General features: G+C 70.5%; 25 protein-coding genes and 1 riboswitch. Of the genes, 15 read left to right on the forward strand and 10 right to left on the reverse strand.

Annotated elements, in window-relative coordinates; genetic code table 11:
- Positions 1 to 102: 102 nt before the first annotated feature.
- Positions 103 to 945, forward strand: coding sequence for an RcnB family protein (locus tag LHA26_RS06815; RefSeq protein WP_252167965.1), 843 nt, complete (start codon positions 103 to 105; stop codon positions 943 to 945).
- 112 nt (positions 946 to 1057) lie between these two features.
- Positions 1058 to 1531, forward strand: coding sequence for an RcnB family protein (locus LHA26_RS06820; protein WP_252167966.1), 474 nt, complete (start codon positions 1058 to 1060; stop codon positions 1529 to 1531).
- Positions 1532 to 1555: 24 nt separating this feature from the next.
- Here the strand turns inward: LHA26_RS06820 and LHA26_RS06825 are convergent, their stop codons facing one another.
- The 3 genes from LHA26_RS06825 to LHA26_RS20040 all read right to left on the reverse strand — a co-directional run bounded on the left by LHA26_RS06825 (position 1556) and on the right by LHA26_RS20040 (position 4863).
- Positions 1556 to 2296 (reverse strand): hypothetical protein, encoded by a 741-nt coding sequence (locus tag LHA26_RS06825; RefSeq protein WP_252167967.1) that lies wholly within the window; start codon positions 2294 to 2296, stop codon positions 1556 to 1558.
- A 43-nt stretch (positions 2297 to 2339) separates the two neighbouring features.
- Entirely contained in the window at positions 2340 to 3929 is a 1590-nt protein-coding gene (locus LHA26_RS06830; RefSeq protein ID WP_252167968.1) for a lysine--tRNA ligase, read from the reverse strand.
- Positions 3930 to 4068: 139 nt separating this feature from the next.
- Positions 4069 to 4863, reverse strand: a complete 795-nt coding sequence (locus tag LHA26_RS20040) for a cold-shock protein (RefSeq protein ID WP_302898071.1) — start codon at positions 4861 to 4863, stop codon at positions 4069 to 4071.
- A gap of 241 nt (positions 4864 to 5104) precedes the next feature.
- Here LHA26_RS20040 and LHA26_RS06845 point away from each other — a divergent pair, with 241 nt between their 5' ends.
- The 6 genes from LHA26_RS06845 to rpoN all read left to right on the forward strand — a co-directional run bounded on the left by LHA26_RS06845 (position 5105) and on the right by rpoN (position 10075).
- Positions 5105 to 5869: a TerC family protein gene (locus tag LHA26_RS06845; protein ID WP_252167969.1), complete on the forward strand. Its 765-nt coding sequence runs from the start codon at positions 5105 to 5107 to the stop codon at positions 5867 to 5869.
- Positions 5870 to 5902: 33 nt separating this feature from the next.
- Positions 5903 to 6520 (forward strand): ribonuclease D, encoded by a 618-nt coding sequence (locus LHA26_RS06850; RefSeq protein ID WP_252167970.1) that lies wholly within the window; start codon positions 5903 to 5905, stop codon positions 6518 to 6520.
- On the forward strand, positions 6513 to 7184 hold the full coding sequence (gene lptC / locus LHA26_RS06855) for an LPS export ABC transporter periplasmic protein LptC (protein ID WP_252167971.1): 672 nt from the start codon (positions 6513 to 6515) through the stop codon (positions 7182 to 7184). Before LHA26_RS06850 ends, lptC begins: the two co-directional genes overlap by 8 nt.
- The gene (locus LHA26_RS06860; RefSeq protein WP_252167972.1) at positions 7181 to 7723 is read left to right on the forward strand and encodes an LptA/OstA family protein; all 543 of its coding nucleotides are present in this window, start codon (positions 7181 to 7183) and stop codon (positions 7721 to 7723) included. Before lptC ends, LHA26_RS06860 begins: the two co-directional genes overlap by 4 nt.
- A gap of 81 nt (positions 7724 to 7804) precedes the next feature.
- Entirely contained in the window at positions 7805 to 8581 is a 777-nt protein-coding gene (lptB, locus tag LHA26_RS06865) for an LPS export ABC transporter ATP-binding protein (RefSeq protein ID WP_252167973.1), read from the forward strand.
- Positions 8582 to 8623: 42 nt separating this feature from the next.
- Positions 8624 to 10075 (forward strand): RNA polymerase factor sigma-54, encoded by a 1452-nt coding sequence (gene rpoN, locus LHA26_RS06870; RefSeq protein ID WP_252167974.1) that lies wholly within the window; start codon positions 8624 to 8626, stop codon positions 10073 to 10075.
- A gap of 174 nt (positions 10076 to 10249) precedes the next feature.
- On the opposite strand, the gene LHA26_RS06875 is transcribed toward rpoN, so the two are convergent.
- Positions 10250 to 12076, reverse strand: a complete 1827-nt coding sequence (locus tag LHA26_RS06875) for an ABCB family ABC transporter ATP-binding protein/permease (protein ID WP_252167975.1) — start codon at positions 12074 to 12076, stop codon at positions 10250 to 10252.
- A 235-nt stretch (positions 12077 to 12311) separates the two neighbouring features.
- Between LHA26_RS06875 and LHA26_RS20045 the strand changes: the two genes are divergently transcribed.
- The 5 genes from LHA26_RS20045 to LHA26_RS06895 are packed head-to-tail and all read left to right on the forward strand — an operon-like array spanning position 12312 to position 13727.
- The gene (locus LHA26_RS20045) at positions 12312 to 12443 is read left to right on the forward strand and encodes a hypothetical protein (protein WP_302898052.1); all 132 of its coding nucleotides are present in this window, start codon (positions 12312 to 12314) and stop codon (positions 12441 to 12443) included.
- 30 nt (positions 12444 to 12473) lie between these two features.
- The gene (locus LHA26_RS06880; protein WP_252167976.1) at positions 12474 to 12659 is read left to right on the forward strand and encodes a PspC domain-containing protein; all 186 of its coding nucleotides are present in this window, start codon (positions 12474 to 12476) and stop codon (positions 12657 to 12659) included.
- A gap of 39 nt (positions 12660 to 12698) precedes the next feature.
- The gene (locus LHA26_RS06885) at positions 12699 to 13130 is read left to right on the forward strand and encodes a cupin domain-containing protein (protein WP_252167977.1); all 432 of its coding nucleotides are present in this window, start codon (positions 12699 to 12701) and stop codon (positions 13128 to 13130) included.
- Positions 13123 to 13512: a ribose-phosphate pyrophosphokinase gene (locus LHA26_RS06890; RefSeq protein ID WP_252167978.1), complete on the forward strand. Its 390-nt coding sequence runs from the start codon at positions 13123 to 13125 to the stop codon at positions 13510 to 13512. The genes LHA26_RS06885 and LHA26_RS06890 overlap by 8 nt, the downstream gene beginning before the upstream one ends.
- A complete protein-coding gene (locus LHA26_RS06895; RefSeq protein WP_252167979.1) occupies positions 13506 to 13727 on the forward strand; it encodes a hypothetical protein in 222 nt (73 codons plus the stop codon). Before LHA26_RS06890 ends, LHA26_RS06895 begins: the two co-directional genes overlap by 7 nt.
- Before the next feature lie 18 nt (positions 13728 to 13745).
- Here the strand turns inward: LHA26_RS06895 and thiC are convergent, their stop codons facing one another.
- Entirely contained in the window at positions 13746 to 15602 is a 1857-nt protein-coding gene (gene thiC, locus LHA26_RS06900) for a phosphomethylpyrimidine synthase ThiC (RefSeq protein ID WP_252167980.1), read from the reverse strand.
- Between the two features lie 39 nt (positions 15603 to 15641).
- A riboswitch (TPP riboswitch) is annotated at positions 15642 to 15747 on the reverse strand.
- A 94-nt stretch (positions 15748 to 15841) separates the two neighbouring features.
- Between thiC and LHA26_RS06905 the strand changes: the two genes are divergently transcribed.
- Both LHA26_RS06905 and LHA26_RS06910 read left to right on the forward strand, forming a co-directional pair.
- Positions 15842 to 16516, forward strand: coding sequence for a glycine zipper 2TM domain-containing protein (locus LHA26_RS06905; RefSeq protein ID WP_252167981.1), 675 nt, complete (start codon positions 15842 to 15844; stop codon positions 16514 to 16516).
- A gap of 178 nt (positions 16517 to 16694) precedes the next feature.
- The gene (locus LHA26_RS06910; protein WP_252167982.1) at positions 16695 to 16979 is read left to right on the forward strand and encodes a UrcA family protein; all 285 of its coding nucleotides are present in this window, start codon (positions 16695 to 16697) and stop codon (positions 16977 to 16979) included.
- 13 nt (positions 16980 to 16992) lie between these two features.
- Here LHA26_RS06910 and LHA26_RS06915 read toward each other — a convergent pair whose 3' ends face one another.
- From LHA26_RS06915 to LHA26_RS06935, 5 genes are read right to left on the reverse strand one after another with little or no spacing between them, the layout of a single operon-like run.
- Positions 16993 to 17463, reverse strand: coding sequence for a DUF2141 domain-containing protein (locus tag LHA26_RS06915; RefSeq protein ID WP_252168312.1), 471 nt, complete (start codon positions 17461 to 17463; stop codon positions 16993 to 16995).
- Positions 17351 to 18124: a sterol desaturase family protein gene (locus LHA26_RS06920; protein WP_252167983.1), complete on the reverse strand. Its 774-nt coding sequence runs from the start codon at positions 18122 to 18124 to the stop codon at positions 17351 to 17353. The genes LHA26_RS06915 and LHA26_RS06920 overlap by 113 nt, the downstream gene beginning before the upstream one ends.
- Before the next feature lie 42 nt (positions 18125 to 18166).
- Complete coding sequence (gene ppk2 / locus LHA26_RS06925; RefSeq protein WP_252167984.1) at positions 18167 to 18919, reverse strand: polyphosphate kinase 2; 753 nt, start codon at positions 18917 to 18919, stop codon at positions 18167 to 18169.
- A 31-nt stretch (positions 18920 to 18950) separates the two neighbouring features.
- The gene (locus LHA26_RS06930) at positions 18951 to 19979 is read right to left on the reverse strand and encodes a glycosyltransferase family 2 protein (RefSeq protein WP_252167985.1); all 1029 of its coding nucleotides are present in this window, start codon (positions 19977 to 19979) and stop codon (positions 18951 to 18953) included.
- 4 nt (positions 19980 to 19983) lie between these two features.
- A complete protein-coding gene (locus LHA26_RS06935) occupies positions 19984 to 22473 on the reverse strand; it encodes a DegT/DnrJ/EryC1/StrS family aminotransferase (protein ID WP_252167986.1) in 2490 nt (829 codons plus the stop codon).
- Positions 22474 to 22718: the final 245 nt, after the last annotated feature.

Below are 22718 nucleotides of genomic sequence, written 5' to 3' on the forward strand. Positions count from 1 at the left end.
TGACAAAGCAATTCAGTCGCGCGTCAGCGCCGCCGCGCCAGAAGGAAAGCCTGGGGCGCGGCACGCTCGCCGCCGCCCGCCGAGTCCGGAAAGGCTCATCCGATGCGTCCCTGGCTTGCCGCGCTTCTCGTTACCGCCGCCACACCGCTCCTCGCCCAGCCGCCCGCCCCGCCCGCCGGCCCCGCGCCCGCGCAGCATCCGGGTGGCGGCGGCTGGCATCATGACGGGCCGTCCCCCGGCGGCGCGCGGCCGGCGCCCCCGCCCGGTGCACCGGGCGGCCCGGGCGCGCCCGGCGGCGTCAACCCGGGCGCGCCGCGCGGCTGGGGCGATCATCCCGGCGGCGCGGGCGATCCGCGCGGCCAGGGCTGGAACGGCGGCCGGCCGGGCGGCGCCCCCGCGCCGTCCCCCGCCGATCGCGGCGGCTGGCATGATGGCCGCCAGCCCTGGCCCGCGGGCGGGTGGAACGGCGCGCGTCCGCAGGGCAATGGCTATCCGGCGCAGGCCGATGGCGGCTGGCGCGACGGCCGTGGCGCGGACCGCCGACCCGATGGATGGCGCGACGATCGCCGCGGCTGGGGCGGCGGCGCGCCCGGCTGGACCGGCGATCGCCCCCTCCCGCCCGGCGCGGGCCGCGGCGGCTGGGATCGGAGCTGGCACGATCAGCCCCGCTATGATTGGCGCGGCTGGCGCGACACGCATCGCGATCTCTACCGCCTGCCCCCCTATCGTCCGCCGCTCGCCTATGGCTATCAGCGCTTCGGCATCGGCGTCCGGATCGCGCCCGCCTATTTCGGCGAGCGCTACTGGATCGGCGATCCCGAATATTACCGCCTGCCTCCGGCCTATGGGCCCTATCGCTGGGTGCGCTATTTCAACGATGCGTTGCTCGTCGACATCTATACCGGACAGGTGATGGACGTTCTGCCGGACTTTTTCTGGTACTGATCTTTCGGAAAGATGAAGCAGACGTTCCGCCGTCATTCACCGGCGGCGCCCTATACCGGGCTCATGGCCAGTCCGGCCATGCCGATACAGTCTTTGATTGAAGGGAGAGTTCATGCGTAGGCTTATTTTCGGCGCGCTGCTCGCCGCCACCCTCGCTCCCGCCGCCATGGCGCAATCCTATGGCGAGGTGCGTCGCGATGATCGCGATGTCGCCCGCAGCCAGCGCGATCTCGACCGTGCCTATGCGCGCGGCGATCGCGACGATATCCGCGACGCCCGCGCGGACTTGCGCGATGCCCGCGCCGAACGCCGGGAGGATTGGCGCGATTTCCGCCGCAGCCATCCCGATGTCTATCGCGGCCCCGCCTATGTCGGCCCGACGGGCGACTGGCGCTATCGCCCGATCAACCCGGGCTATCGCTTCGAGCCCGCCTATTATCAGCGGCGCTACTGGATCGATCCCGCGCGCTACCGCCTGCCCGCCGTCTATGGCCCGCAGCGCTGGGTCCGCTACGGCAATGACGTGGCGCTGGTCGATATCCGCAGCGGCCGCGTGCTGCGCGTCTATCCCCGCTTCTTCTACTGACCGGCGCCGTGCGCTTCGGCCGGCTCAGCCGAGCTGGCCGAAGGGCAGGAGCTGCTTGGCCAGGCTCGCCGCCGCCGCGCCGTCGCCCCGGCGCAGCGGCGGCAAGAGCCGCACCGCCGCGCGCTGCACGATCCGGTCGAGCGGCGTCGGCGCCGGCGCCGCGGCGGCGCGTTCCGCCAGCGTGAGCGGGGTCTGCGTGTCCTTGGGGTCGATCCGGGCGCGGATCAGCGCGGCATAGGCCGGGAAGAAGGCACGGCCGCCGCCGAGCGCCAGCGCCCGGTCCAGCGCGGCATAGCCGCTGCTTTTGTCCGCGCCCAGCAGCGTGCGGGCCAGGAACGGGCCGAGATCGCTCACCGCCGTCAAATGCCAGCCCGCCACCGCGACCTGCACCTCGGGATCGCGGGGATAGGCCTGGGCGAGCGCGAACAGCGCGGTACGGGCCGCCTTGGCGTCGCCGGGCGAGCGGCGCAGCTGGCCGCGATAGCCGGTGCCGAGCGCCTGTTGCAGCCGCGCCTCCTTGTCGCCGGGCCGCGCCGTCAGCTCGCCCCGCGTCTCGTCGATCGCCTGATCCACCAGCGCCAGCGCCGCCGCCTTGTCGTGCGTCTCGAAGGCGGCGCGCAGCAGCGTGTCGCGTGGGCTGGCCGCCATAGCCGGCGCCACCGCCAGCAGCGTGGCGGCGGCGAACAGGCCGAGGCGGCGGGCCAGAGGCGGCGGACGAAGAGCGGAGGTGCGGCGCCCCGGTCGGGCCGAAAGGAAGCTATCCATGCCGGTCAACGCGGAAACCGGCCACAGGTTCGTGGCTTTTCGGTTACACCGTAGTGGAAACGGCCTGACCGATCAGCGCCCGCGTGTTGCCGAGACCGTAGAGCGCGGCGAAGCTGCCCATGCGCGGCCCCTGGCTGGAGCCGAGCAGCACCTCGTAGAGCACGCGGAACCAGTCGCGCAGCGGCTCATAGCCGGCGGCCTTGCCCGCCTCATAGACTTCGGTCTGGATCGTCTCCGCCGATGCCGTCTCGGGCAGCGCGGCGAGCCGCGCGTCGAGATCGCGCAGCGCCGCCGCCTCGCGCGCGTCGGGCGCCCGCCGCACCAGCGATCCCGCCACGAAATCGCGGAAATAGGCGATGGCATGGCCGATCAGCGCATCCAGCACGGGATGCGTTTCGGGCGAGGCCTGGGGCGCGTAGCGGCGGACATAGCGCCACAGCAGCGCGCGATCGTCGGTCGCGGCGACGCCGACCAGGTTGAGCAGCAGCGAGAAGCTCAGCGGCATGTCCACGCGCGGCACGCGGCCGAGATGCACATGGTGCACCGGATTGCCCAGCTTCTGCTCGATCGGCTGATCGGGATAGGCGGCGAGGAACTGGAAATATTCGTCCACCGCCTTGGGAATGACGGAGAAGCTCAGCGCCCGCGCCTTTTTCGGCTCGCGATAGATGTAGAAGGCGAGGCTCTCGATCGGCGCGTAGCGCAGCCATTCCTCGATCGTCAGGCCATTGCCCTTGGTCTTGGAGATCTTGGCGCCATGCTCGTCGAGGAACAGCTCGTAATTGAAGCCCTCGGGCGGCCGCGCGTCGAGCACGCGCGCGATCTTGCCCGATTGCGTCACCGAATCGATCAGATCCTTGCCGGCCATCTCGTAATCGACGCCCAGCGCGACCCAGCGCAGCGCCCAATCGACCTTCCACTGCGCCTTGGCCTGACCGCCCAGCACCGACTGGACGCGCCGCGCGCCGGTGTCCGGATCGGCATAGGCGATCAGCCCGGCCTCGGCGTCGACCACCTCGATCGGCACCTGCAGCACCTTGCCGCTGTCGGGATGGATCGGGAAGATCGGCGAATAGGTCTTGCGGCGCTCCTCCCCCAAAGTGGGCAGCATCACCGCCATGATCGCCTCGTACCGCGCCAGGATCGTCTTCAGCACCGCATCGAAGCGCCCCTCGGGATAGGCTTGGGACGCGGCGAGAAATTCATAGTCGAAGCCGAAGGCGTCGAGAAAGGCGCGCAGCCGGGCATTGTTGTGCGCGGCGAAGCTCTCGTGCGTGCCGAAGGGATCGGGCACGCGGCACAGCGGCTGATCGAGATAGGCGAGCAGCCGCTCGGCATCCGGCAGATTGCCGGGCACCTTGCGCATCCCGTCCATATCGTCGGAAAAGGCGATCAGCCGGCTCGGCGCGTCGGAGAGTTCGGCGAGTGCGTTGCGCACCATCGAGGTGCGCGCCACTTCGGTGAAGGTGCCGATATGCGGCAGGCCCGAGGGGCCATAGCCCGTCTCGAACAGGATCGGCGCGCCGCCCGGCTTGCCCTCGGGCCAGCGCTTCAGCAGCTTGCGCGCCTCCTCATAGGGCCAGGCCTTGGAGCTGTGGGCGGCGGCGCGCAGCGCGGGATCGATGTCGCTCATGATCGCGCGGGCATAAACAGCCGCGTCGCGCGAAACAATGGCGGAGCGCCCGGGTGCCGCGCGCCGCACCCAAGGCCGCGCATGAAAAAGCCCGGCCCGCGCGTGGCGGACCGGGCCTTTCAGCCGAAGCGGGCGGTGCTTACTGCGCCGCCTGCAGGTTCACGGCGGCGTACTTGCCGCGGCGATCCACCTCGAGCTCGAACTCGAGCCGATCACCCTCGTTGAGGGTGGTCATGCCGGCGCGCTCGACGGCCGAGATGTGGACAAAGGCGTCCGGCTGGCCATCATCCCGCTGGATGAAGCCGAAGCCCTTCATCGGGTTGAAGAACTTCACCACGCCCGAGGCGCGCTCGCCGGTCAGCTGGCGGGCCGGGGCGCGCGGCGCCTCGGCCACGGCGATCGGCTCGCCCTCGATCTTCAGCTCGGTCGCAGAGATGCGGCCGCCGCGATCGACGAGCGTGAACTCCAGCGGCTGGCCCTCGGCCAGCCCGGTGAGGCCCGCCTGCTCGACCGCCGAGATGTGCACGAACACATCCTCGCCGCCATCATCGCGCACGATGAAGCCGAAGCCCTTCTGGCCGTTGAAAAACTTCACGGTGCCCTTGGCGGTGCCAACGATCTGCGCGGGCATGCCGCGGCCGCCGCCGCCAAAGCCGCCACCGCCGCCCCGGCCACCGCCGAAACCACCGCCGCCGCCGAAGCCGCCACCACCGCCGCCATAGCCGCCGCGACCACCGCCGCCGCCGCCACCGAAACGGTCACCGCCGCCGCCGCCGCCGAAGCGGTCACCACCGCCAAAGCCGCCACCGCCGTAGCGATCGCCACCGCCGAAGCCACCGCCGCCATAACCGCCGCCGCCGAAATCGTCGTCGCCGCCGAAGCCGTCGCGCTTGTCCCTGCCGCGCTGCCCGCGCCGCCCACGATCAAAACTCATCTGAGACGTATCTTTCCCGGTGTGCCCGTAATCAAATGAAGCGCGCGAGAGGACACAGCCCGCGTCTCCGGGCGCGAAATCTTGCACGCCTGCGTCTGTCATAGCGCATCTACCCACAGGCGGCGAGCCATTTTGTCGCCACAATAGGACGCCCAGCCGCAATCGGCGCGTCTGATGCAGCCGCGCCACGGCGGGCGCGACGCTTGCGGCTTTCCGCGCTTTTCGGCAGCACGAGCGGGTCATGTCCAGCCTCCTCGCCAGCTTCGCCGCGCCTTCCACCTGGCTCGCGCTTGTCACCTTGATCGTGATGGAGGTGGTTCTTGGGATCGACAATCTTGTCTTCATATCGATTCTTTCGAATCGCCTGCCGCCCGCCCAGCAGCAGAAGGCGCGGCGGCTGGGGCTCGGCCTGGCGCTGGGGCTGAGGCTGGCGCTGCTCTCCACCATCGCCTGGCTGGTCGGCCTCACCGAGCCCGTGCTCGATCTCGGCCTCACCGGTCCGCTGGTCGATGGTCATCCCGCCTTCGAGACGGCGCTCTCGCTGCGCGATTGCATCCTGCTGGCGGGCGGCCTCTTCCTGATCTGGAAGGCGACGCGCGAAATCCACCACAGCCTCACGCCCGAGGAGGAGAAGGCCGGCACCGCCAGCCCCGCGCCGGGCTTCGGCGCCGCGATCGTCCAGATCCTCGCGCTCGATCTCGTCTTCTCGATCGATTCGATCCTCACCGCCATCGGCATGACCAATGATCTGCCGGTCATGGTGGTGGCGGTGATCGTCGCGGTCGGGCTGATGCTGCTCGCGTCCGGGCCGCTCGCCCGCTTCATCCAGCGCAACCCCACGGTGGTGATGCTCGCGCTCGGTTTTTTGCTGATGATCGGCGCGGTGCTGATCGCGGATGCGCTCGGCGTCCATGTGCCCAAGGGCTATATCTATGCCGCCATGGCATTTTCCGCGCTGGTCGAGGCGCTCAACATGGCCGCGCGGCGGCGGCGCGCAAAGCATTGAGCCGCGGCCGCCAAGTCTTTATGCGCGGACTCCATGACCGTCTATTTTCATGAAGAGGATCTGCCCGAGGACGCGCTCGCGCCCGGGGCGGTGGCCGTGGACACCGAGACGATGGGGCTCATCACCCCGCGCGATCGGCTTTGCGTGGTGCAGATCGCCGATGGCCGGGGGGATGAGCATCTCGTCCGCTTCGGGCCCGGCAGCCGCTTCGAGGCGCCGCGGCTCAAGGCCGTGCTCGCCGATCCGGAGCGCACCAAGCTCTACCATTTCGCCCGCTTCGATCTCGCGGCGATCCGCCATTATCTCGGCGTGGTGGCGGCACCCGTCTATTGCACCAAGATCGCCTCGCGCCTCACCCGCACCTATACCGATCGCCACGGCCTGAAGGAGCTGGTGCGCGAGCTCCTCGGCATCGAGATCTCCAAGCAGCAGCAATCCTCCGATTGGGGCGCCACCACGCTGAGCGACGCCCAGAAGGATTATGCCGCGTCCGACGTGCGCTATCTCCACCAGCTGCGCGAGCGGTTCGACGAGCGGCTGGTGCGCGAGGGCCGGATGGCGCTGGCGCAGGCCTGTTTCGATTTCCTGCCCGCGCGCGCCGAGCTTGATCTCGCCGGCTGGCCCGAGATCGACATTTTCGCCCATGCCTGAGGCCGCCGCCGGCCCGCTCTCGGCGGCGGCGCGCGAAGGCCGCGCCCGCCGCCGGCGCTGGGCCGTGCCCGGCTCCGGCCATGATCGCCTGATCGCGGTGGCGCGGGTGGTGCTCCCCGCGCTGGCGCTGGTGCTGGTGCTGGTGCTGGCCCTCACCCCCGTCACCACCGGCCATGAGATCAGCTTCGTCCTGTCCAAGAACCGCGTCGCCACCGCGCCGGAGCGGATGCGCGTGACGCGCGCTTTGTACCGCGGCGAGGATGATTCGGGGCAGCCCTTCGCGCTCTCCGCCGCCTCGGCGGTGCAGGCGCGCTCGGCCGATCCCGTCGTCCAGCTCAAGACGCTGCGCGCCCGCATCGGCCTGGCCGGCGGCCCGGCCACGCTCACCGCGCCCACGGGCGCGTACAATATGGACAATCAGAAGGTGGCGCTGAACGGCGCGGTGCAGTTCCGCAGCCAGGACGGCTATCATATCGATACCCATGACGTGGATCTCGACATGAAGACGCGGGCGCTTTCCAGCCGCACTCCGGTCACCGGCCGCATGCCGCTCGGCACCTTCTCGGCGGATCGGATGCAGGCCGATCTCGACGCCAGATCGGTGGTGCTTACCGGCAACGCCCGCTTGCATATCGACCAGGGACACGGCAAGGCGCAGCCATGATCCGGCGTTCGCTCGTGCTGCTCCTTCTCCCCGTCGCGAGCGCGCTCGCGGCGCAGGACAAGCCGCATGACAGCAACGCGCCGATCGATTGGGAAGCCGATCGCATCGAGGTGCAGGATCGCGAGCACAAGGCCACGCTGATCGGCAATGTCCATGTCCGCCAGCAGGAGATGACGCTCACCGCCGATCGCGTCGTCGCGCTCTATACCGGCAGCATCGCCAACAGCCAGGGCAATAGCGGCGGCGAGGCGCTCAAGGTGCAGCGGCTCGATGCCAATGGCCATGTCGTCGTCACCCGTCCCAACGAAGTGGCGCGCGGCAATTACGGCATCGATGATCTGCAGAAGAAGCTGATCACGCTGATCGGCAATGTCAGCCTCGATCGCAACGGCTCGGTCGTGCGCGGCGGCCGGCTGGTGATCGATCAGACCACCGATCGCGCCACCGTCGATGGTTCGGCGGTCGGCGGCGCGGGCACCACCGGCAAGGGCGGCCGCGTCTCGGGTCGCTTTGTCGTGGATCAGGATTCGAAGAAATAGCCGCCGCGCCGCGCGGGCGAGGCTTGATCGCGCCCCCGCAAAGCTGCCACATGCCCGTCCTATGGTCTTGGTTCGCCCCGCATGACGACAATCGCGCTCCCCGCCCGCGACACCGCCGCACCGCCGGCCACGGCGCAACGCGGCCTCGCCATCGTCTCGATCGCCAAGGCCTATGACAATCGGCCGGTGCTGCAGGATGTCAGCCTCGAGGTGGCGCGCGGCGAAGTGGTGGGCCTGCTCGGCCCCAATGGCGCCGGCAAGACGACCTGCTTCTATTCGGTGATGGGGCTGGTCAAGCCCGATGCCGGCCGCATCCTGCTCGACGGCGAGGATATCACCGGCCTGCCCATGTATCGCCGCGCCGTGCTGGGGCTCGGCTATCTGCCCCAGGAAACCTCGATCTTTCGCGGGCTCACGGTGCAGCAGAACATCTCCGCGGTGCTCGAGATGAGCGAGCCCGATCCCCGCGTCCGCGCCGATCGGCTGGAGCAGCTGCTCGGCGAATTCCATATCGGCCATCTTCGCGATGCGCGCGCCACCGCGCTGTCCGGCGGCGAGCGGCGGCGCTGCGAGATCGCGCGCGCGCTCGCGGCCGAGCCCTCGATCATGCTGCTGGACGAGCCGTTCGCCGGCATCGACCCGATCTCGATCGCCGACATCCGCGATCTGGTGAAGGATCTCAAGCGCCGCGACATCGGCGTGCTGATCACCGATCACAATGTCCGCGAGACGCTCGACATCGTCGATCGCGCCTGCATCATCTATGATGGCAAGGTGCTGTTCCAGGGCGCGCCGGCGGCGCTGATCGCCGATCCGGACGTGCGCCGCCTCTATCTTGGCGAGGGCTTCGCGCTCTGATCATGCAGCGCCGCCGCTCACTGTCCGGGCTCGGCTGACACAATGGGCCTCGGCCCGCGCCTCGATCTCCGCCAGACCCAGTCGCTGGTCATGACGCCGCAGCTCCAGCAGGCGATCAAGCTGCTGGCGCTCTCCAATCTCGAGATCGAGGCGTTCGTCGCCGAGGAGCTGGAGAAGAATCCGCTGATCGAGGCGGGCGGCGAGGATGGCGCGGCGGAGATCGCCGAGACGATCGAGCCCGTCGCCGATCCGCTGCCCGATTCGCTCGCGGGCGGCGGCGAGCAGGCGCTGGACATCGATCCCGGCGAGGAGCGATTTCAGGATTCGGCGGCGGACGCCATGGCCGGTATGGCCGCCACGGCCGGCGGCAGTGGCGAGGATGCGCCCGATCTCGATCAGTTCGCCGCCGCCCTGCCGACGCTGGCGGAGCATCTGGACCAGCAGATCGGCACGCTCTGTTCGGGTGAGGATCTCGCCATCGCCCGGCATCTGATCGCCTGTCTCGACGAGGCGGGCTATGTCGCCGTGCCGCTGGACGAGGTGGCGGCGCGGCTCGGCCAGCCGCTCGCCCGCGTCGAACGCGCGCTGGCGGCGGTGCAGAGCCTCGATCCCACCGGCGTCGGCGCGCGCGATCTCGCCGAATGCCTGGCGCTCCAGGCGCGCGAGGCGGACCGCTATGATCCCGCCATGGCGACGCTCATCGGCCATCTCGATCTGCTCGCGCGGGGGCAGATCGCCGCGCTGCGACGGCTGTGCGGCGTCGACGAGGAGGATTTCGCGGACATGGTGCGCGAGCTGCGCGCCTATGATCCCAAGCCCGGCGCGCGCTTCGCCGCCGCCGAGGCGAGCCCGGTGGTGCCCGACATCTTCGTCACCGCCACCACCGCCGGCGGCTGGTCGGTGGAGCTGAACGCCGCCACCCTGCCGCGGCTGATCGTCAACCGCCGCTACCAGGCCGAGCTGGGCCATGCCGCGCGCGATCCGGCGAGCAAGGCGTGGCTGGCCGAATGCGCCACCAGCGCCAATTGGCTCATCAAGGCGCTGGATCAGCGCGCCCGCACCATCGTGCGTGTCGCCACCGAGATCGTCCGGCTCCAGGATGGCTTTTTCCGCCACGGCGTCGAGCAGCTGCGCCCGCTCACGCTGCGGACCGTGGCCGAGGCGATCGGCATGCACGAAAGCACCGTCAGCCGCGTCACCTCCAACAAATATCTCGCCTGCGGGCGCGGCCTGTTCGAGCTCAAATATTTCTTCACCAGCGCCATCCAGGCGGCGGATGGCGGCCAGGCGGCCTCGGCGGCGGCGGTGAAGAACCATATCGCGCGGCTGATCGCCGAGGAGCCGGCCGATGCGGTGTTGTCGGACGATGCGCTGGTCGATCTGCTGCGCGCGCGCGGCTTCGATATCGCGCGCCGCACCGTCGCCAAATATCGCGAGGCGCTGGGGCTCGGCTCGTCGGTGCAACGGCGGCGGCAGCGGCGCATCGCCGGATGACAGCCTTGTCATCGCAAAAAAAAGGCCGGCTTCGAGAGCCGACCTTTGAAAGTTTAGGAGAGGATGCCTGAAAGGCCCGATCCTTTTGCCTTTAACCAAGATGAGTTGCAAGACGGAACATAGTCTCGGTCGTTGCGCGCTTCGTACCTGCGGATGCGCGCGATGCAATCGTCATCAGGCGGCCGCGCGCGCCTCGCCCTTCTCCGCCTCCGCCGCCTGGCGCGCCCATAATTCGGCATAGCGGCCGCCCGCCGCCATCAGCGTGGCGTGGCTCCCGCGCTCGATCACGCGGCCGGCATCGAGCACGACGATCTGATCGGCCTGGGTGATGGTGGAGAGGCGGTGCGCGATGCTGATCGTCGTGCGGCGCTGCGCCACGCGGTTAAGCGTCTCGAGAATTTCCGCCTCGGTCCGGCTGTCGAGCGCGCTGGTCGCCTCGTCCAGCACCAGGATCGGCGGGTTCTTCAGCAGGGTGCGTGCGATCGCCACGCGCTGCTTCTCGCCGCCCGAAAGCTTGAGCCCGCGCTCGCCCACCTCGGTGTCCATGCCCGCCGGCAGGCTGGCGATGAAGCCGTCGATCGCCGCGCCGGCCGCCGCCGCCTGGATCGCCGCGGCATCGGCGCCATCGCGGCCATAGGCGATGTTATAGCCGATCGTGTCGTTGAACAGCACCGTATCCTGCGGCACGATGCCGATCGCCGCGCGCAGCGAGGCCTGGTCGACCTGCGCGATATCCTGGCCGTCGATGGTGATGCGGCCGCCCTGCGGATCGTAGAAGCGGAACAGCAGCCGCGCGATCGTGGATTTGCCCGCGCCCGAGGCGCCGACGATCGCCAGGCTGGTGCCGGCGGGCACGTCGAGATCCACGCCATCGAGGATCAGCCGCTCCGGCTCATAGCCGAAGCGCACATTCTCGAAGCGGACATGCCCCGCCGCCACGTGCAGCGGCGGCGCGCCGGGGCGGTCCACCACCTCCGCCTCGGTATCGATCAGCGCGAACATGGCGGCCATGTCGATCAGCCCCTGGCGCACGGTGCGATACACCATGCCGAGCAGATCCAGCGGCCGGAACAGCTGCGACAGCAGCGTCGAGACGAGCACCGCGTCGCCCGGCGTGAAGCGGCCCTTGGCCCAGCCCCACGCGACCATCGCCATGCCAATCGCCAGCATCGCGTTGGTGATCAGCGACTGGCCGATATTGAGCCAGGCGAGCGAGGTCTCGTTGCGCGTGGCGGCGCGGGCATAGGCCGTGATCGCTCGGTCATAGCGTTCGGCTTCGCGCGCCTCGGCGTTGAAATATTTGACCGTCTCGAAGTTGAGCAGCGAATCCACCGCATGCGCCACCGAGCGCGTGTCGAGATCGTTCATCTTCACCCGCAGCGCGTTGCGCCAATCGGTGACGATGCGGGTGAAGGCGATATAGGCGATCACCATCGCGATCGTCGTCATCACCAGCCAGCTGCCGAAGCGGCTGCCGAAGATCTGCAGCACCAGCACCAGTTCGAGCAGCGTCGGCCCGATGTTGAACAGCAGGAAATAGAGCATCGTGTCGATGCTCTTGGTGCCGCGCTCGACGATCTTGGTGACGGCGCCCGTGCGCCGCGACAGGTGGAAGCGCAGCGAGAGCGCGTGGAGATGGCGGAAGACATGCGCCGCCAGCCGCCGCCCGGCATCCTGCCCCACCCACTCGAACACCGCGTTGCGCAGATTGTCGAACAAGGTGGTGCCGAAGCGCGCGGCGGCGTAGCCCGCGACCAGCGCCAGCACGAGGCCGATCTCCCCGCGCGATCCCGCCGCCATCCGGTCCACCGCGCCCTGCAGCGCGAAGGGCGCGCCATAGACCTGCACCAGCTTGGACAGCAGCACGCAGACAAAGGCGGCGACGATCCGCAGCTTCAGCCCCGGCGCGTCGGCGGGCCAGAGATAGGGAAGGAATCGGCGCAGGGCGGCGAGCCCCGCCTCGCGCGGCGCCGGGCCGGTGGTCGGTGCGTCAGGTGGCATGATGGTTGAGAGATAGGCGGTGCGCGCAGCGAGGCCAATGGCCGATCCACAAAGATCGCGGACAAAGAACGCCATTGTTCGGTGACGTACACCGATAGTCGGCGCGATCCGCGCGTTCCCCGCGCGCCACCGCCCCAAAAGCCCCCGCCGCACGGCGCTTCGGGCAGTTGGCACGGCCCCTGCATAATGATGGGCAGGCCGCCAATCCGGCGGCCACGAAAAAGGGATCATCGCCATGTTCGCCAAGTTCACCAGCCTCCGCGACACCGCCGTCTCCGCCGCCGCGTCGCTGCTCTTCTCGGGCCTGCTCGTCGCCGCCGCCGTGGTGCCCGCGCAGACCGCCATGGCCGCCACCTTCGGCCTCTGAGCCTTCCGCATCCCATCAAGGATCCGTGCCATGTCTTCCTTTGTCAGCGATCGCCGCCAGGGCCTGTGGCTCGGCGTGTGCCAGGGTTTCGCCCAGGCGACCGGCGCGCCCGTCGGGCTGGTGCGGCTGGCCGTGCTCTTCCTGACGCTGGCCGGCCTCGGCCTGCCCGGCATCCTCGCTTATGTGCTGATCGGCTGGCTCACCGGGCCGCGCTGAGCCCTTGCCGAACCCCGCGCCCGACCCAAGATGAACGGGATGGACAGCGCCCGCGACCTGATCGAGACCCTCGCCCTCTCCGAGCATCCGGAAGGCGGCTGGTATCGCGAGACCTGGCGCGCGGAGGCGGCGCCCGGCATCCGTCCCTCGGCCACCGCGATTCTCTTCCTGCTCGAGGCGGGGCAGCGCTCGCACTGGCATCGCGTCGACGCCGCCGAAATCTGGCTATGGCACGCCGGCGCGCCGCTCACCCTCCGCATCGCCGCCGCCGATTCGGCGGGGGTGGAGGCGGTGACGCTGGGCGGCGATGTCCGCGGCGGCGCCCGCCCGCAGCAGCTCGTGCCCGCCTATCACTGGCAGGCGGCCGAGGCGGACCAGGGCGGCTGGAGCCTGGTGTCGTGCATCGTCTCGCCCGGCTTCGATTTCGCCGGCTTCACCTTGGCGCCGCCCGATTGGGCGCCCGGTGCATGAGGCGATCGCGGATGCGCCCCGCATCCGCGCGCTGCTCATCGCCGCCGCGCGCGATGGCCGGGCGCTGAGCTATTCGGAGCTGCTCGCGCAGCTCGGGCTCGGTTTTTCGCGGCCCAAGATGCGCGCGCTGTGCAAGACTTTGGGCCGGATCGATGAGGAAGGCGCCGCGCTCGGCGAGCCCGGGCTCGCGGTGCTGGTGGTGCGCCAGTCCGATGGCCTGCCGGGCCAGGGCTGGTGGACGGGCGGCCAGGCGCTCGCGCTCGGCCATGACGGGCTGTGGACGGGCCCCGAGGCGGAGGCGCTGGTGCGGCGGCTGCAAGGCGCCGCCTTCCGCTATTGGCGGGATGCCGATCCCGCCGGAAAGGAGAAGAGGGCGTGTTGAACCTTGTCTCGCTCTGCGTCGGCGGCATCGCGCTGTTCTGGGCGATGCTGGCCTTCCTGCCGCTGTTCGGCTGGATGTACTGGTTCATCCTGCCGTTCGCGCTGTTCGGCCTCGCGCTCGGCGCGCTCTCGCGCCGCTCGGCCGGCCGCACGCTCAACCTCATCGTCCTCGCGGTCGGGCTGATGCGCCTGATGATCGGGGGCGGGCTCGTCTAGCGGCCCGCCCCCCCTGCCTCACTCCGCCGCCGGCAGATAGATCTCGCCGCCGGTCGCGCGGAACTTCTCGCTCATCTCGGCCATGCCGGCCTCCGCATCCGCCGGCGCGGCGGCGAGGAACTGGTCCGCCGGCGCATTCTGGCGGGCGGCGAAGTCCCGCACCTCCTGGGTGATCTTCATCGAGCAGAATTTCGGCCCGCACATGGAGCAGAAATGCGCCGTCTTGGCGCCCTCGGCGGGCAGCGTCTGATCGTGATAGGCCTCGGCCGTGTCGGGATCGAGCGACAGGTTGAACTGGTCGCGCCAGCGGAACTCGAACCGCGCGCGGCTCAGCGCATCGTCGCGCAGCTTGGCGGCGGGATGCCCCTTGGCGAGATCGGCGGCGTGCGCGGCGAGCTTATAGGTCACCACGCCCACCTTCACATCGTCGCGGTCGGGCAGGCCGAGATGCTCCTTGGGCGTGACATAGCAGAGCATCGCGGTGCCGAACCAGCCGATCATGGCCGCGCCGATCGCGCTGGTGATATGATCATAGCCGGGCGCGACGTCGGTGGTCAGCGGCCCGAGCGTGTAGAAGGGCGCCTCGCCGCAGGCCTCGAGCTGCTTGTCCATGTTCTGCTTGATCTTGTGCATGGGCACATGGCCCGGCCCCTCGATCATCACCTGGCAATCATGCTTCCAGGCGATCTGCGTCAGCTCGCCCAGCGTCGCCAGCTCGGAGAATTGCGCCTCGTCATTGGCGTCGGCGATCGAGCCGGGGCGGAGGCCGTCGCCCAGCGAGAAGGCGATGTCATACGCCTTCATGATCTCGCAAATCTCCTCGAACCGCTCGTAGAGGAAGCTCTCGCGGTGATGCGCCAGGCACCATTTGGCCATGATCGATCCGCCGCGCGAGACGATGCCGGTCACGCGCTTCGCGGTCATCGGAATATAGGGCAGGCGCACGCCCGCATGGATGGTGAAATAATCCACTCCCTGCTCGGCCTGCTCGATCAGCGTGTCGCGAAAAATTTCCCAGGTGAGATCCTCGGCGATGCCGCCCACCTTTTCCAGCGCCTGGTAGATGGGCACGGTGCCGATCGGCACCGGCGAATTGCGCAGGATCCACTCGCGCGTGTCGTGGATGTTGCGGCCGGTGGAGAGGTCCATCACCGTGTCGGCGCCCCAGCGGATCGCCCACACCATCTTGTCGACTTCGCTGGCGACATCCGAGGCGACCGCCGAATTGCCGATATTGGCGTTGATCTTCACCAGGAAATTGCGGCCGATCGCCATCGGCTCGGTTTCGGGATGGTTGATATTGTTGGGGATGATCGCGCGGCCGCGGGCGATCTCGTCGCGCACGAATTCGGGCGTCACATAATCGGGGATGGCGGCGCCGAAATCCTGGCCGTCGCGCACCAGCTGCTCGGCCAGCGCCGCACGGCCGAGATTTTCGCGCGTGGCGACATATTCCATCTCGGGCGTGATGATGCCGCGCCGGGCATAGTGCATCTGGGTGACATTCTGCCCCGGCTTGGCGCGCAGCACGCGCCCGCGCACCTGCGGGAAGGGCGGCACGCCGCCCGAGCGGTCGGGACCGAGCTGGCCATTATCCTCGGGCCGCACCTCGCGCTGCGTAACCTCCTCGACATCGCCGCGCCCGCGCACCCAGTCGCGCCGCAGCTCGGGCAGGCCGGCCATGATGTCGATTCGCGCGTTCGGATCGCTGTAGGGGCCCGATGTATCGTACAGCCGCACCGGCGGCTCCTTGGCGCCGGGCTCGAGCATCACCTCGCGCATCGCCACGCGGTGCGGGCCGACATGAATCTTGCGCGATCCCCGGATGGGGCCGGTCGTCACCTTCATTTCCGTGCGCGCGGGAATATCGGCCATGTCACGCTCCTCGCTGGGCGGAGGCGGAAACGGATACCGGCAAGGCGGCCGCTCCCTCCCTCCGCCGGTATCAACCGGTTCAGGTTCGACGGGTCGCGGCACCGGCGCCGCCTCTCAACCCTTGCGGGTTCCCCGGGGAATGGAGCGCAAACTAGGGCAAAGCCGGCAGCCGGTCAAAGCCTCGCTTGGCGACGGAGACCCGCAGGACATCGCGCGTTCAGCCGCAGCGGTGGATCGGGATGGCCGTGAAGGAGGAGGAGGATATGCAGGTTCGACGTCCATGGAAACTGGCGGGCGCGCTGGTGGCGCTGCTGCCGCTCGCGGGCTGCTACGAGGATGGCTATGGCGCGGGCGGCTACGGCGCGCCCCCGCCGCCGCCGCCTCCGCCCGGCTATTATCAGGATCGGCCGCCGCCGCCGCCGCCCGGCTATTATGGCGATCGGCCGCCGCCGCCCGGCTATGATCGCGGCTATGACAATCAGGCCGCCCCGCCCCCGCCGCCGCCCGGCACGCGCGGCGATGACGGTTATCGCGACGAGCCGCCGCCCCCGCCCCCGCCGCCGCAGGATGGCGGCTATCGCCAGGCGCCCCCGCCCGCCGATTGGCAGCGCTATGACGAGGGCCGGCCCCCGCCCGGCCAGGACGCCTATTATGCGGATCGCTACTACCGGCCCGATCCCGGCCAGGGCCGCGCGCTCGGCCGTGACGATCGCGTCTATCGCGGCCAGGACGGGCGCTATTATTGCCGCCGCTCGGACGGCACGACCGGGCTGATCGTGGGCGCGGTCGCCGGCGGCATCCTCGGCAATCTCATCGACGGCGGCCATAGCCGCGTGCTCGGCACGCTGCTCGGCGGCGGCGGCGGCGCGCTGCTCGGCAAGTCGATCGATCAGGGCCAGGTGGTCTGCCGCTGACGGACCCGGGGCGGGCTCTGGCCCGCCCCGCCATTTGCCGGTGCGATTTCCCGAAGCTTGGCGCGATCGTCACGGACCCTAAACGGACTTGGGCCGGATTCCGGGCGATCGGCCAATTGGCACGGCTCCTGCAACGCTCCTGGCATCCGCAGCGTCGCGGAAAGCCAAGGAGCCTGCCATGTCGAAGATCCTGTCCCGCCTGCTCGTCGCCGCCACCGCCGGCGTCGCGCTGCTGCCCCTCGCCGCCCCGGCCCAGGCCGAGGATGTCCGCCAGGTCGAGGTGCGCTTCAACGATCTCAACCTGCAGAGCAGCGCCGGCCAGGCCCTGCTGCACCGCCGGCTGAGCAGCGCCACCAGCACGGTCTGCGAAGAGACGAGCGCGCTCGCCACCCAAACCTGCCGGCTCGAGTCGCTGCGCCGCGCCCGCGCCGAGCTTGCCAAGAAGGGCGTGCCGGCGGCGTGACGCCGTCCGCCTCTCAGAGAAAGTAGCGCAGCTTGACCATCTCGTCCGTGGCTTGGCCCGTCACCGTGATTTCCGCCGCGCGGAAGCTGGGCGGGCCAAACCAGAGGCGCGGATTGTTGGAGAAGCCCACGCCCTCGATCGGGATGCCGAAGCGCGTGTCGATCCGGCCATTGCCGTTCTCGTCATGGAACAGCGCCACGGCATAGTGGCCGCTCGGCAGATCGTCGAAGCGCATCCGCGTGGCGGCGGCCGCCGCCACGGTGCGCCGGCGCGCCACCGGATCCTTGTCGCACGCCGGGAAATGCGCGGGATCGGCGGTGATGCACACCTGCACCAGCCCCTTGGTGGAGCGCAGCCCCTCAAGCCCGATGTCAAGACTGGCGAGCGGGGCGGCGCCGCCCAGCCCGCCCGCCGCCAGGACGAGCAGCGTCGAACGAGCCCAGCCCCTGATCGGTGCCGCAGGCGCGGTCCCAGAAACGGAAATAGAGTCCATAATTGCACCTATAGTGCTCGTGGTGGCGCTGGTGATGGCTGGCGGTGATCAGCCAACGCCCGGCCGGCCCTTCCACCAGCGCGCGCGGAAAAATTTCCCAGCCCATGTGATTGGTCACGCCCATCACGGTCATGATCGTCAGCACCGTGGCGAGCGCGGTGACATGGATGGGGATGAGGAAGACGAGCGCGGGGATCACGATCGCCCCGCTCACCGCCTCCCAGGGATGGAAGCTCATCGCCGCCCAGGCGGTGGGCGGGCGGCTGGCATGGTGCACGGCATGGGCGATGCGGAACAGCCGCGGCCGGTGCATCAATCGGTGCGTCCAGTAGAACCAGCTGTCGTGCAGCAGCAGGAAGAGCAGCACCGAAGCCGGCCACCAGAGCAGCGGATAGGCGTGGATATCGGCATAGATGCGCGTGAGCCCGCGCGCGCGCCACGCCCAGGCGACCAGCCCGGCCGGCACGCCGTAGATCGCGGCCGACACCAGCGACCAGCCGATCTCGCGCCGGATCTGGCGGGCGAGGCCGGCATAGCGGCCGGGATGCCGCAGCCGCGTCGCCAGCGCGAAACCGCCGCTCGCGAGCAGATAGCGCACCGCCACGATCATCGTCATCGCGACGGCGGACAGGGCCAGGGCAGCGATCGGCATGAGCCCCTTATACAGAGGGGGCGGCCCTCGGCCAGCCCCGGCTCAGCGCGCCAGCCGCCCGTCGTGCAGCGCCTCGACGGCGAAGGGGAAGAGCGTGGCGGGATCGGGATCGGCGATCTCGGCGGCGATCGCGGGCGGCGCCGCGACGCGCAGGATATGCCGGATCACCGCCAGCCGCGCGCGCTTCTTGTGATCGGCGCGCACGCACATCCACGGCCCCAGCGGCGTGTGGGTGCGCTCCAGCATCGTGTCGCGCGCGGCGGAATAGCCGTCCCATTTCTCCTGGGCGACATTGTCGAGCGGCGAGGTCTTGAGCGCCTTGAGCGGATCGGTGCGGCGCGCGGACAGGCGCTTTTCCTGCTCTTTTTTGTCGATATCGAGCCAGATTTTGACCAGTTTGATGCCGCTTTCGACCAGCATCCGCTCAAAATCGGGCGCATCGCGCAGGAATTCGGCCTGTTCGGCGGGAGTGGAGAAGCCCATCACCACCTCCACCCCGGCGCGGTTGTACCAGCTGCGGTTGAAGATCACGATCTCGCCCGCCGCCGGCAGCTGCGCCACATAGCGCTGGAAATACCATTGGGTGCGCTCGCGGTCCGAGGGCTTGGGCAGGGCGACGCTGCGCGTAAGGCGCGGGCTGAGATGCTCGGTGATGCGCTTGATCGTGCCGTCCTTGCCGGCGGCGTCGCGCCCTTCCAGCACGATCACCAGCCGCTCGCCGCTGTCCGCCATGGCCTGTTGGGTCCGCACCAGCGCCAGTTGCAGCGCGGCAAGCTCATCCTGATACTCGCTCATCGCGCCACCATGGGTGGCCGCCCGTTTCCGGTCAAACCCTTAAGCGGCGAACGATCCGTCGCGCGGCACCGATCACCGCGTCGCGCACGGGCGGGGCGGCGGCGCGCGCACGGGCGAAGCCGGGGCAGGCGGCGCGCAGCGCGCGCGGGCCATAGGCGCCGGCGCGCAGCCCGCGCCGGGCGATCGCCCACCAGGTGGCGGCGGCGGCGCCGGGCGCATAGTCGGGCGCGATCGCGCCTTGCGTGGCGAGCAGGCGATCGAGCACCGCGCCGCACGCCGCCAGCGTCGCGGCGTCGGGCGGGGCGTGGGCGGCGGCGGCGTGGCGGCTCATCAGCACCCCCGCCGCCGCCGCCTCCGCGCCGAAATCCGCCGCATAGCGCTCAGCCAGCACCGCGCCGGCCGCCAGGATCATGCGCTCCTCGAACAGGCGCGAGCTGCCGCCGGCGTGCAGCCGGTAGCGCACCAGCGGCTCGGCGAGCCGGCCGATCCGCCCGAAGGCGCGGATGCGGTGGTAAAAGTCGAAATCCTCGGCATAGCGCCGCGCATCGCGCTGGAAGGGCTGCAACCGCAGCGCCGGCTCGGCGCGCATCATCACGCTCGACCAGGCGAGCGGGTTGGCGACCAGCAGCTGCCAGTCGATCGCATCGGGATCGGTGAGCGCGGGAAAGGGATCGGCCCCCGCCTGCGGGCCAAAGGGCGCGATGGTGGAGGCGAGCAGCACCGCCTCGGGATGCGCCTCCAGCCAGGCCACCTGCTTGGCGAAGCGGGTGGGATGGCAGAGATCGTCCTGGTCCAGCCCGGCGATGTAGCGGCCGCGCGCCAGCGGCGCGCCGAGGCTGCGCGCGCGGGCCGGGCCGCCATTTTCGGGCGCGCGCACCACGCGGATGCGGGGATCGCCCAGGCTTTCCACCAGCGCGACGGTGTGATCGGGCGAGCCATCGTCGATCACGATGATCTCGAAATCCTGCACCGTCTGCGCGCGCACGCTGTCGATCGTCTCGCGGATCAGCGCCGCGCCCTTGTAGCTCGGCATCACCACGCTGATGAGCGGCGCCGTCATGGCGTCAGGCGACCGCGCGGGCACAGGCGGCCTCGGCGCGGGCGAGCAGCTGCGCCGCGATCCGCTGGCCGACATCGTTCTGCCAGAGCCACAATCCGTTGGCCTGGCCCCGGAAGCTCGGCTCGCCGCCAAGCGCGCCGCTCGGCACGAAGCCGGCGGCGAGACCGATGCCGAACACCCCGTCCAGCGGCTCGCCCGCGGCATCGACGACGCGGCACTGATCGTCCACCATCGGCCCGTGCGCGGGCGCGTCGGCGCGCAGCCGGATCGCGCGGCCGGCCTGATCGATCAGCGGCAGCGCATGGGGGCGGTAGCCGAACGCCGCCACCACCAGATCGGCCTCGTCCAGCAGCCGCGCCGCCACGGCATCCTCGGCGCCGCCGAGCCGGTGAAGACGCAGCCGGGGATCGCCCGCGCGGCCGCCAATGCCGAGCGCATGGACGACCAGCTCGCGCGCCTCCAACCGGAAGCCGGCCAGGCGGTAGACGAAGCCCGAGACGGGGCAGATATCGTCGGGCCCGAAATCCTCGAAGCCATCGGCGCGCGCCGCCGCCGCCGAGGGATAGAAGGGCCGGAGCGGCCGGCGGTGCAGCAGCGCCAGCCCGCCCGGCGCGAGCGGCACGCCCGCCTTGAGCAGCCGCACCGCCGCCGTGACCGCGCTGGTCGAGCCGCCGACCAGCGCGATCCGCAGCGGCCGGCCGGTGGGCAGCGACGCGAGCGCCGCCTCGACCCCGCCCTCGCGCAGCAGCGCGTCCGACTGGATCAGCCGGTCGCCGCAGCGCTCGATCAGCGAACGGCCCGCCACCAGCTCCTCGGCGAGCCGCGTCGCCGGCTGGTGGCCGCCGGTGGCGAGCACGAGGCTGTGCCCATGAAGCTCGATCGCCTCGCCATCGGCGCGGCGGCGCGCGCGCACGCGCCAGCCGCCGCCACCCAGCTGCTGCGCCGCCACCACCTCATGGCCGGTGAGCAGCACGCCGCCGAGATCGTCGAGCCGCTGCGCCAGCCGCGCGCCGAGCCGATCGAGATAGGCGCCGACCTTGGCCAGCGGCACGCCAAGGCCGCCGATATGCGCGCGCAGCGCCTTGGCGACCGCCTCGTCCTCCAGCCGCAGCGCCGGCGGCAGCGCGGTATCGGCGGTGAGGAAGGTCTCGGCGGTGGAATCGGACGCGATCGCATAGGCGCCGAGCTTGCCCGATCCGATGTGCGGCGCGCGCTCGATCACCGCCAGACCGGCGGCGGCGAGCGGCTCGAGCTGGCCGGCCTTGGCGGCGGCGCCGATCAGCGCGCTGCCCGCCGGCCCGCCGCCGACCAGAATCGCGCCGAACAGCCGCGAGCGCGGCGTGGCGGGCTGCGCACGCGGCAGGCGCGGCTGGCGGCGACAGGCCTCGATCAGCGCGTCGGCGACGCGGTCGACATCGGCGATCGTCATCGCGTCCGTCACCGGCAGCACCAGCATGCGGCTGGCGATCGCGTCCGTCACCGGCAGCGGCTCGATCAGACAGGTGTCGCGGAAATGCGGCTGCTCGGCCAGATGCGGGCTGAAATAGCGGCCGGCGCCGATCCCGGCCTCGGCGAGCCGGGCGATGATCGCCTCGCGGTGCGGCGCCAGCGCGGCGGGCAGCAGCACGGGCATGAACTGGAGCGCGGGCCGGCGACCGCGCGGAACCTGCAGGGTGAAGCCCGCCAGCCGGCGGCGATAGTGGTCCGCCAGCGCGGCGCGGTGCGTCGCCACCGCCTCGATCTCGCCCAGCTTCTCCAGCGCGAGCAGCGCGGGCACCTCGGCCAGCTTGGCGTTGAGGCCCGGCAGCGTCGCGCTGCGCCCCGCCTCGAAGCCGAAATTGGCCATGGCGCGGAGCCGCTCGACCAGCGCCTCGTCGCGGCAATAGATGAGCCCGCCCTCGCCGGTGGCGAAGGTCTTGGTGGCGTGCATCGAGAAGACGACGGGGAAGGGGCAATCGGTGCCGAAGCCGCGATCCGCCTCGTCGCGCGCGCCGAGCGAGGCGGCGGCATCGATCACCACCGCCAGATCGTGGCGCCGCGCGAGCCAGGCATAGCGTTCCCAATCGAGCCCGTTGCCGAAGGTGGCATAGGGGAGGATCGCCCCGATTCGCGCGCCGTGCCGCGCGAGCAGCCGCTCCTCCTCGGCCGCCGCCAGCGCCCAATCATCGGGATCGCAATCCGCCAGCACCGGGGTGAGCCCCACCCATTGCGCGGCGTGCGCGGTGGCGGCGAAGGTGAAGGCGGGGAGGATCGCCAGCGTCCGGTCGCGGCGGCCGAGCAGGCCGTGGCGCAGCGCCAGCATCAGGCCGAGCGTGGCGTTGGCGACGGCGACGCAGGCACCGCGCCCGCCGAACAGCCGCGCCGTCGCCTCCTGCTCGAAGCGCCGCGCGACCGGGCCGGAATTGCTGTAGATGCCGCTCTCCTCGATCGCCTCGAGCGCGGCGCCGAGCCGGCTCAGCCGGGGCGGAAAGGGGCGGATCAGCGGCAAATCCATCAGGCGCTCCCGAGCGGCGGCCGCCGGGCGCGACGGCGCCCCTGGCCGGCACCGGCGCCTGTCCAAACACGGCACAGTCTCGCGCTCCGCTATGCCAAAGCGGGTGCTAAGAAAGGCTTACGCCAGCACGCCGAAGGGATCGAGCGCATCTCGGGACTTCGCAGTTGCACAAGCCGGCGCTATCACGGCGGTGTCATGGGAAGCTGCGCGGGCCGTCGGGCGCGCCACGGCGCGGAGCGAGCGGG

Origin of the sequence: Sphingomonas morindae, from assembly GCF_023822065.1 — a bacterium.
Taxonomy (GTDB): Bacteria; Pseudomonadota; Alphaproteobacteria; order Sphingomonadales; family Sphingomonadaceae; genus Solisphingomonas; species Solisphingomonas morindae.

Coding starts and splice junctions, on each gene's coding strand:
- LHA26_RS06815 (WP_252167965.1), top strand. CDS start 103: ATGCGTCCCTGGCTTGCCGCGCTTCTCGTTACCGCCGCCACACCGCTC.
- LHA26_RS06820 (WP_252167966.1), top strand. CDS start 1,058: ATGCGTAGGCTTATTTTCGGCGCGCTGCTCGCCGCCACCCTCGCTCCC.
- LHA26_RS06825 (WP_252167967.1), bottom strand. CDS start 2,296: ATGGATAGCTTCCTTTCGGCCCGACCGGGGCGCCGCACCTCCGCTCTT.
- LHA26_RS06830 (WP_252167968.1), bottom strand. CDS start 3,929: ATGAGCGACATCGATCCCGCGCTGCGCGCCGCCGCCCACAGCTCCAAG.
- LHA26_RS20040 (WP_302898071.1), bottom strand. CDS start 4,863: ATGAGTTTTGATCGTGGGCGGCGCGGGCAGCGCGGCAGGGACAAGCGC.
- LHA26_RS06845 (WP_252167969.1), top strand. CDS start 5,105: ATGTCCAGCCTCCTCGCCAGCTTCGCCGCGCCTTCCACCTGGCTCGCG.
- LHA26_RS06850 (WP_252167970.1), top strand. CDS start 5,903: ATGACCGTCTATTTTCATGAAGAGGATCTGCCCGAGGACGCGCTCGCG.
- lptC (WP_252167971.1), top strand. CDS start 6,513: ATGCCTGAGGCCGCCGCCGGCCCGCTCTCGGCGGCGGCGCGCGAAGGC.
- LHA26_RS06860 (WP_252167972.1), top strand. CDS start 7,181: ATGATCCGGCGTTCGCTCGTGCTGCTCCTTCTCCCCGTCGCGAGCGCG.
- lptB (WP_252167973.1), top strand. CDS start 7,805: ATGACGACAATCGCGCTCCCCGCCCGCGACACCGCCGCACCGCCGGCC.
- rpoN (WP_252167974.1), top strand. CDS start 8,624: ATGGGCCTCGGCCCGCGCCTCGATCTCCGCCAGACCCAGTCGCTGGTC.
- LHA26_RS06875 (WP_252167975.1), bottom strand. CDS start 12,076: ATGCCACCTGACGCACCGACCACCGGCCCGGCGCCGCGCGAGGCGGGG.
- LHA26_RS20045 (WP_302898052.1), top strand. CDS start 12,312: ATGTTCGCCAAGTTCACCAGCCTCCGCGACACCGCCGTCTCCGCCGCC.
- LHA26_RS06880 (WP_252167976.1), top strand. CDS start 12,474: ATGTCTTCCTTTGTCAGCGATCGCCGCCAGGGCCTGTGGCTCGGCGTG.
- LHA26_RS06885 (WP_252167977.1), top strand. CDS start 12,699: ATGGACAGCGCCCGCGACCTGATCGAGACCCTCGCCCTCTCCGAGCAT.
- thiC (WP_252167980.1), bottom strand. CDS start 15,602: ATGGCCGATATTCCCGCGCGCACGGAAATGAAGGTGACGACCGGCCCC.
- LHA26_RS06905 (WP_252167981.1), top strand. CDS start 15,842: ATGGCCGTGAAGGAGGAGGAGGATATGCAGGTTCGACGTCCATGGAAA.
- LHA26_RS06910 (WP_252167982.1), top strand. CDS start 16,695: ATGTCGAAGATCCTGTCCCGCCTGCTCGTCGCCGCCACCGCCGGCGTC.
- LHA26_RS06920 (WP_252167983.1), bottom strand. CDS start 18,124: ATGCCGATCGCTGCCCTGGCCCTGTCCGCCGTCGCGATGACGATGATC.
- ppk2 (WP_252167984.1), bottom strand. CDS start 18,919: ATGAGCGAGTATCAGGATGAGCTTGCCGCGCTGCAACTGGCGCTGGTG.
- LHA26_RS06930 (WP_252167985.1), bottom strand. CDS start 19,979: ATGACGGCGCCGCTCATCAGCGTGGTGATGCCGAGCTACAAGGGCGCG.
- LHA26_RS06935 (WP_252167986.1), bottom strand. CDS start 22,473: ATGGATTTGCCGCTGATCCGCCCCTTTCCGCCCCGGCTGAGCCGGCTC.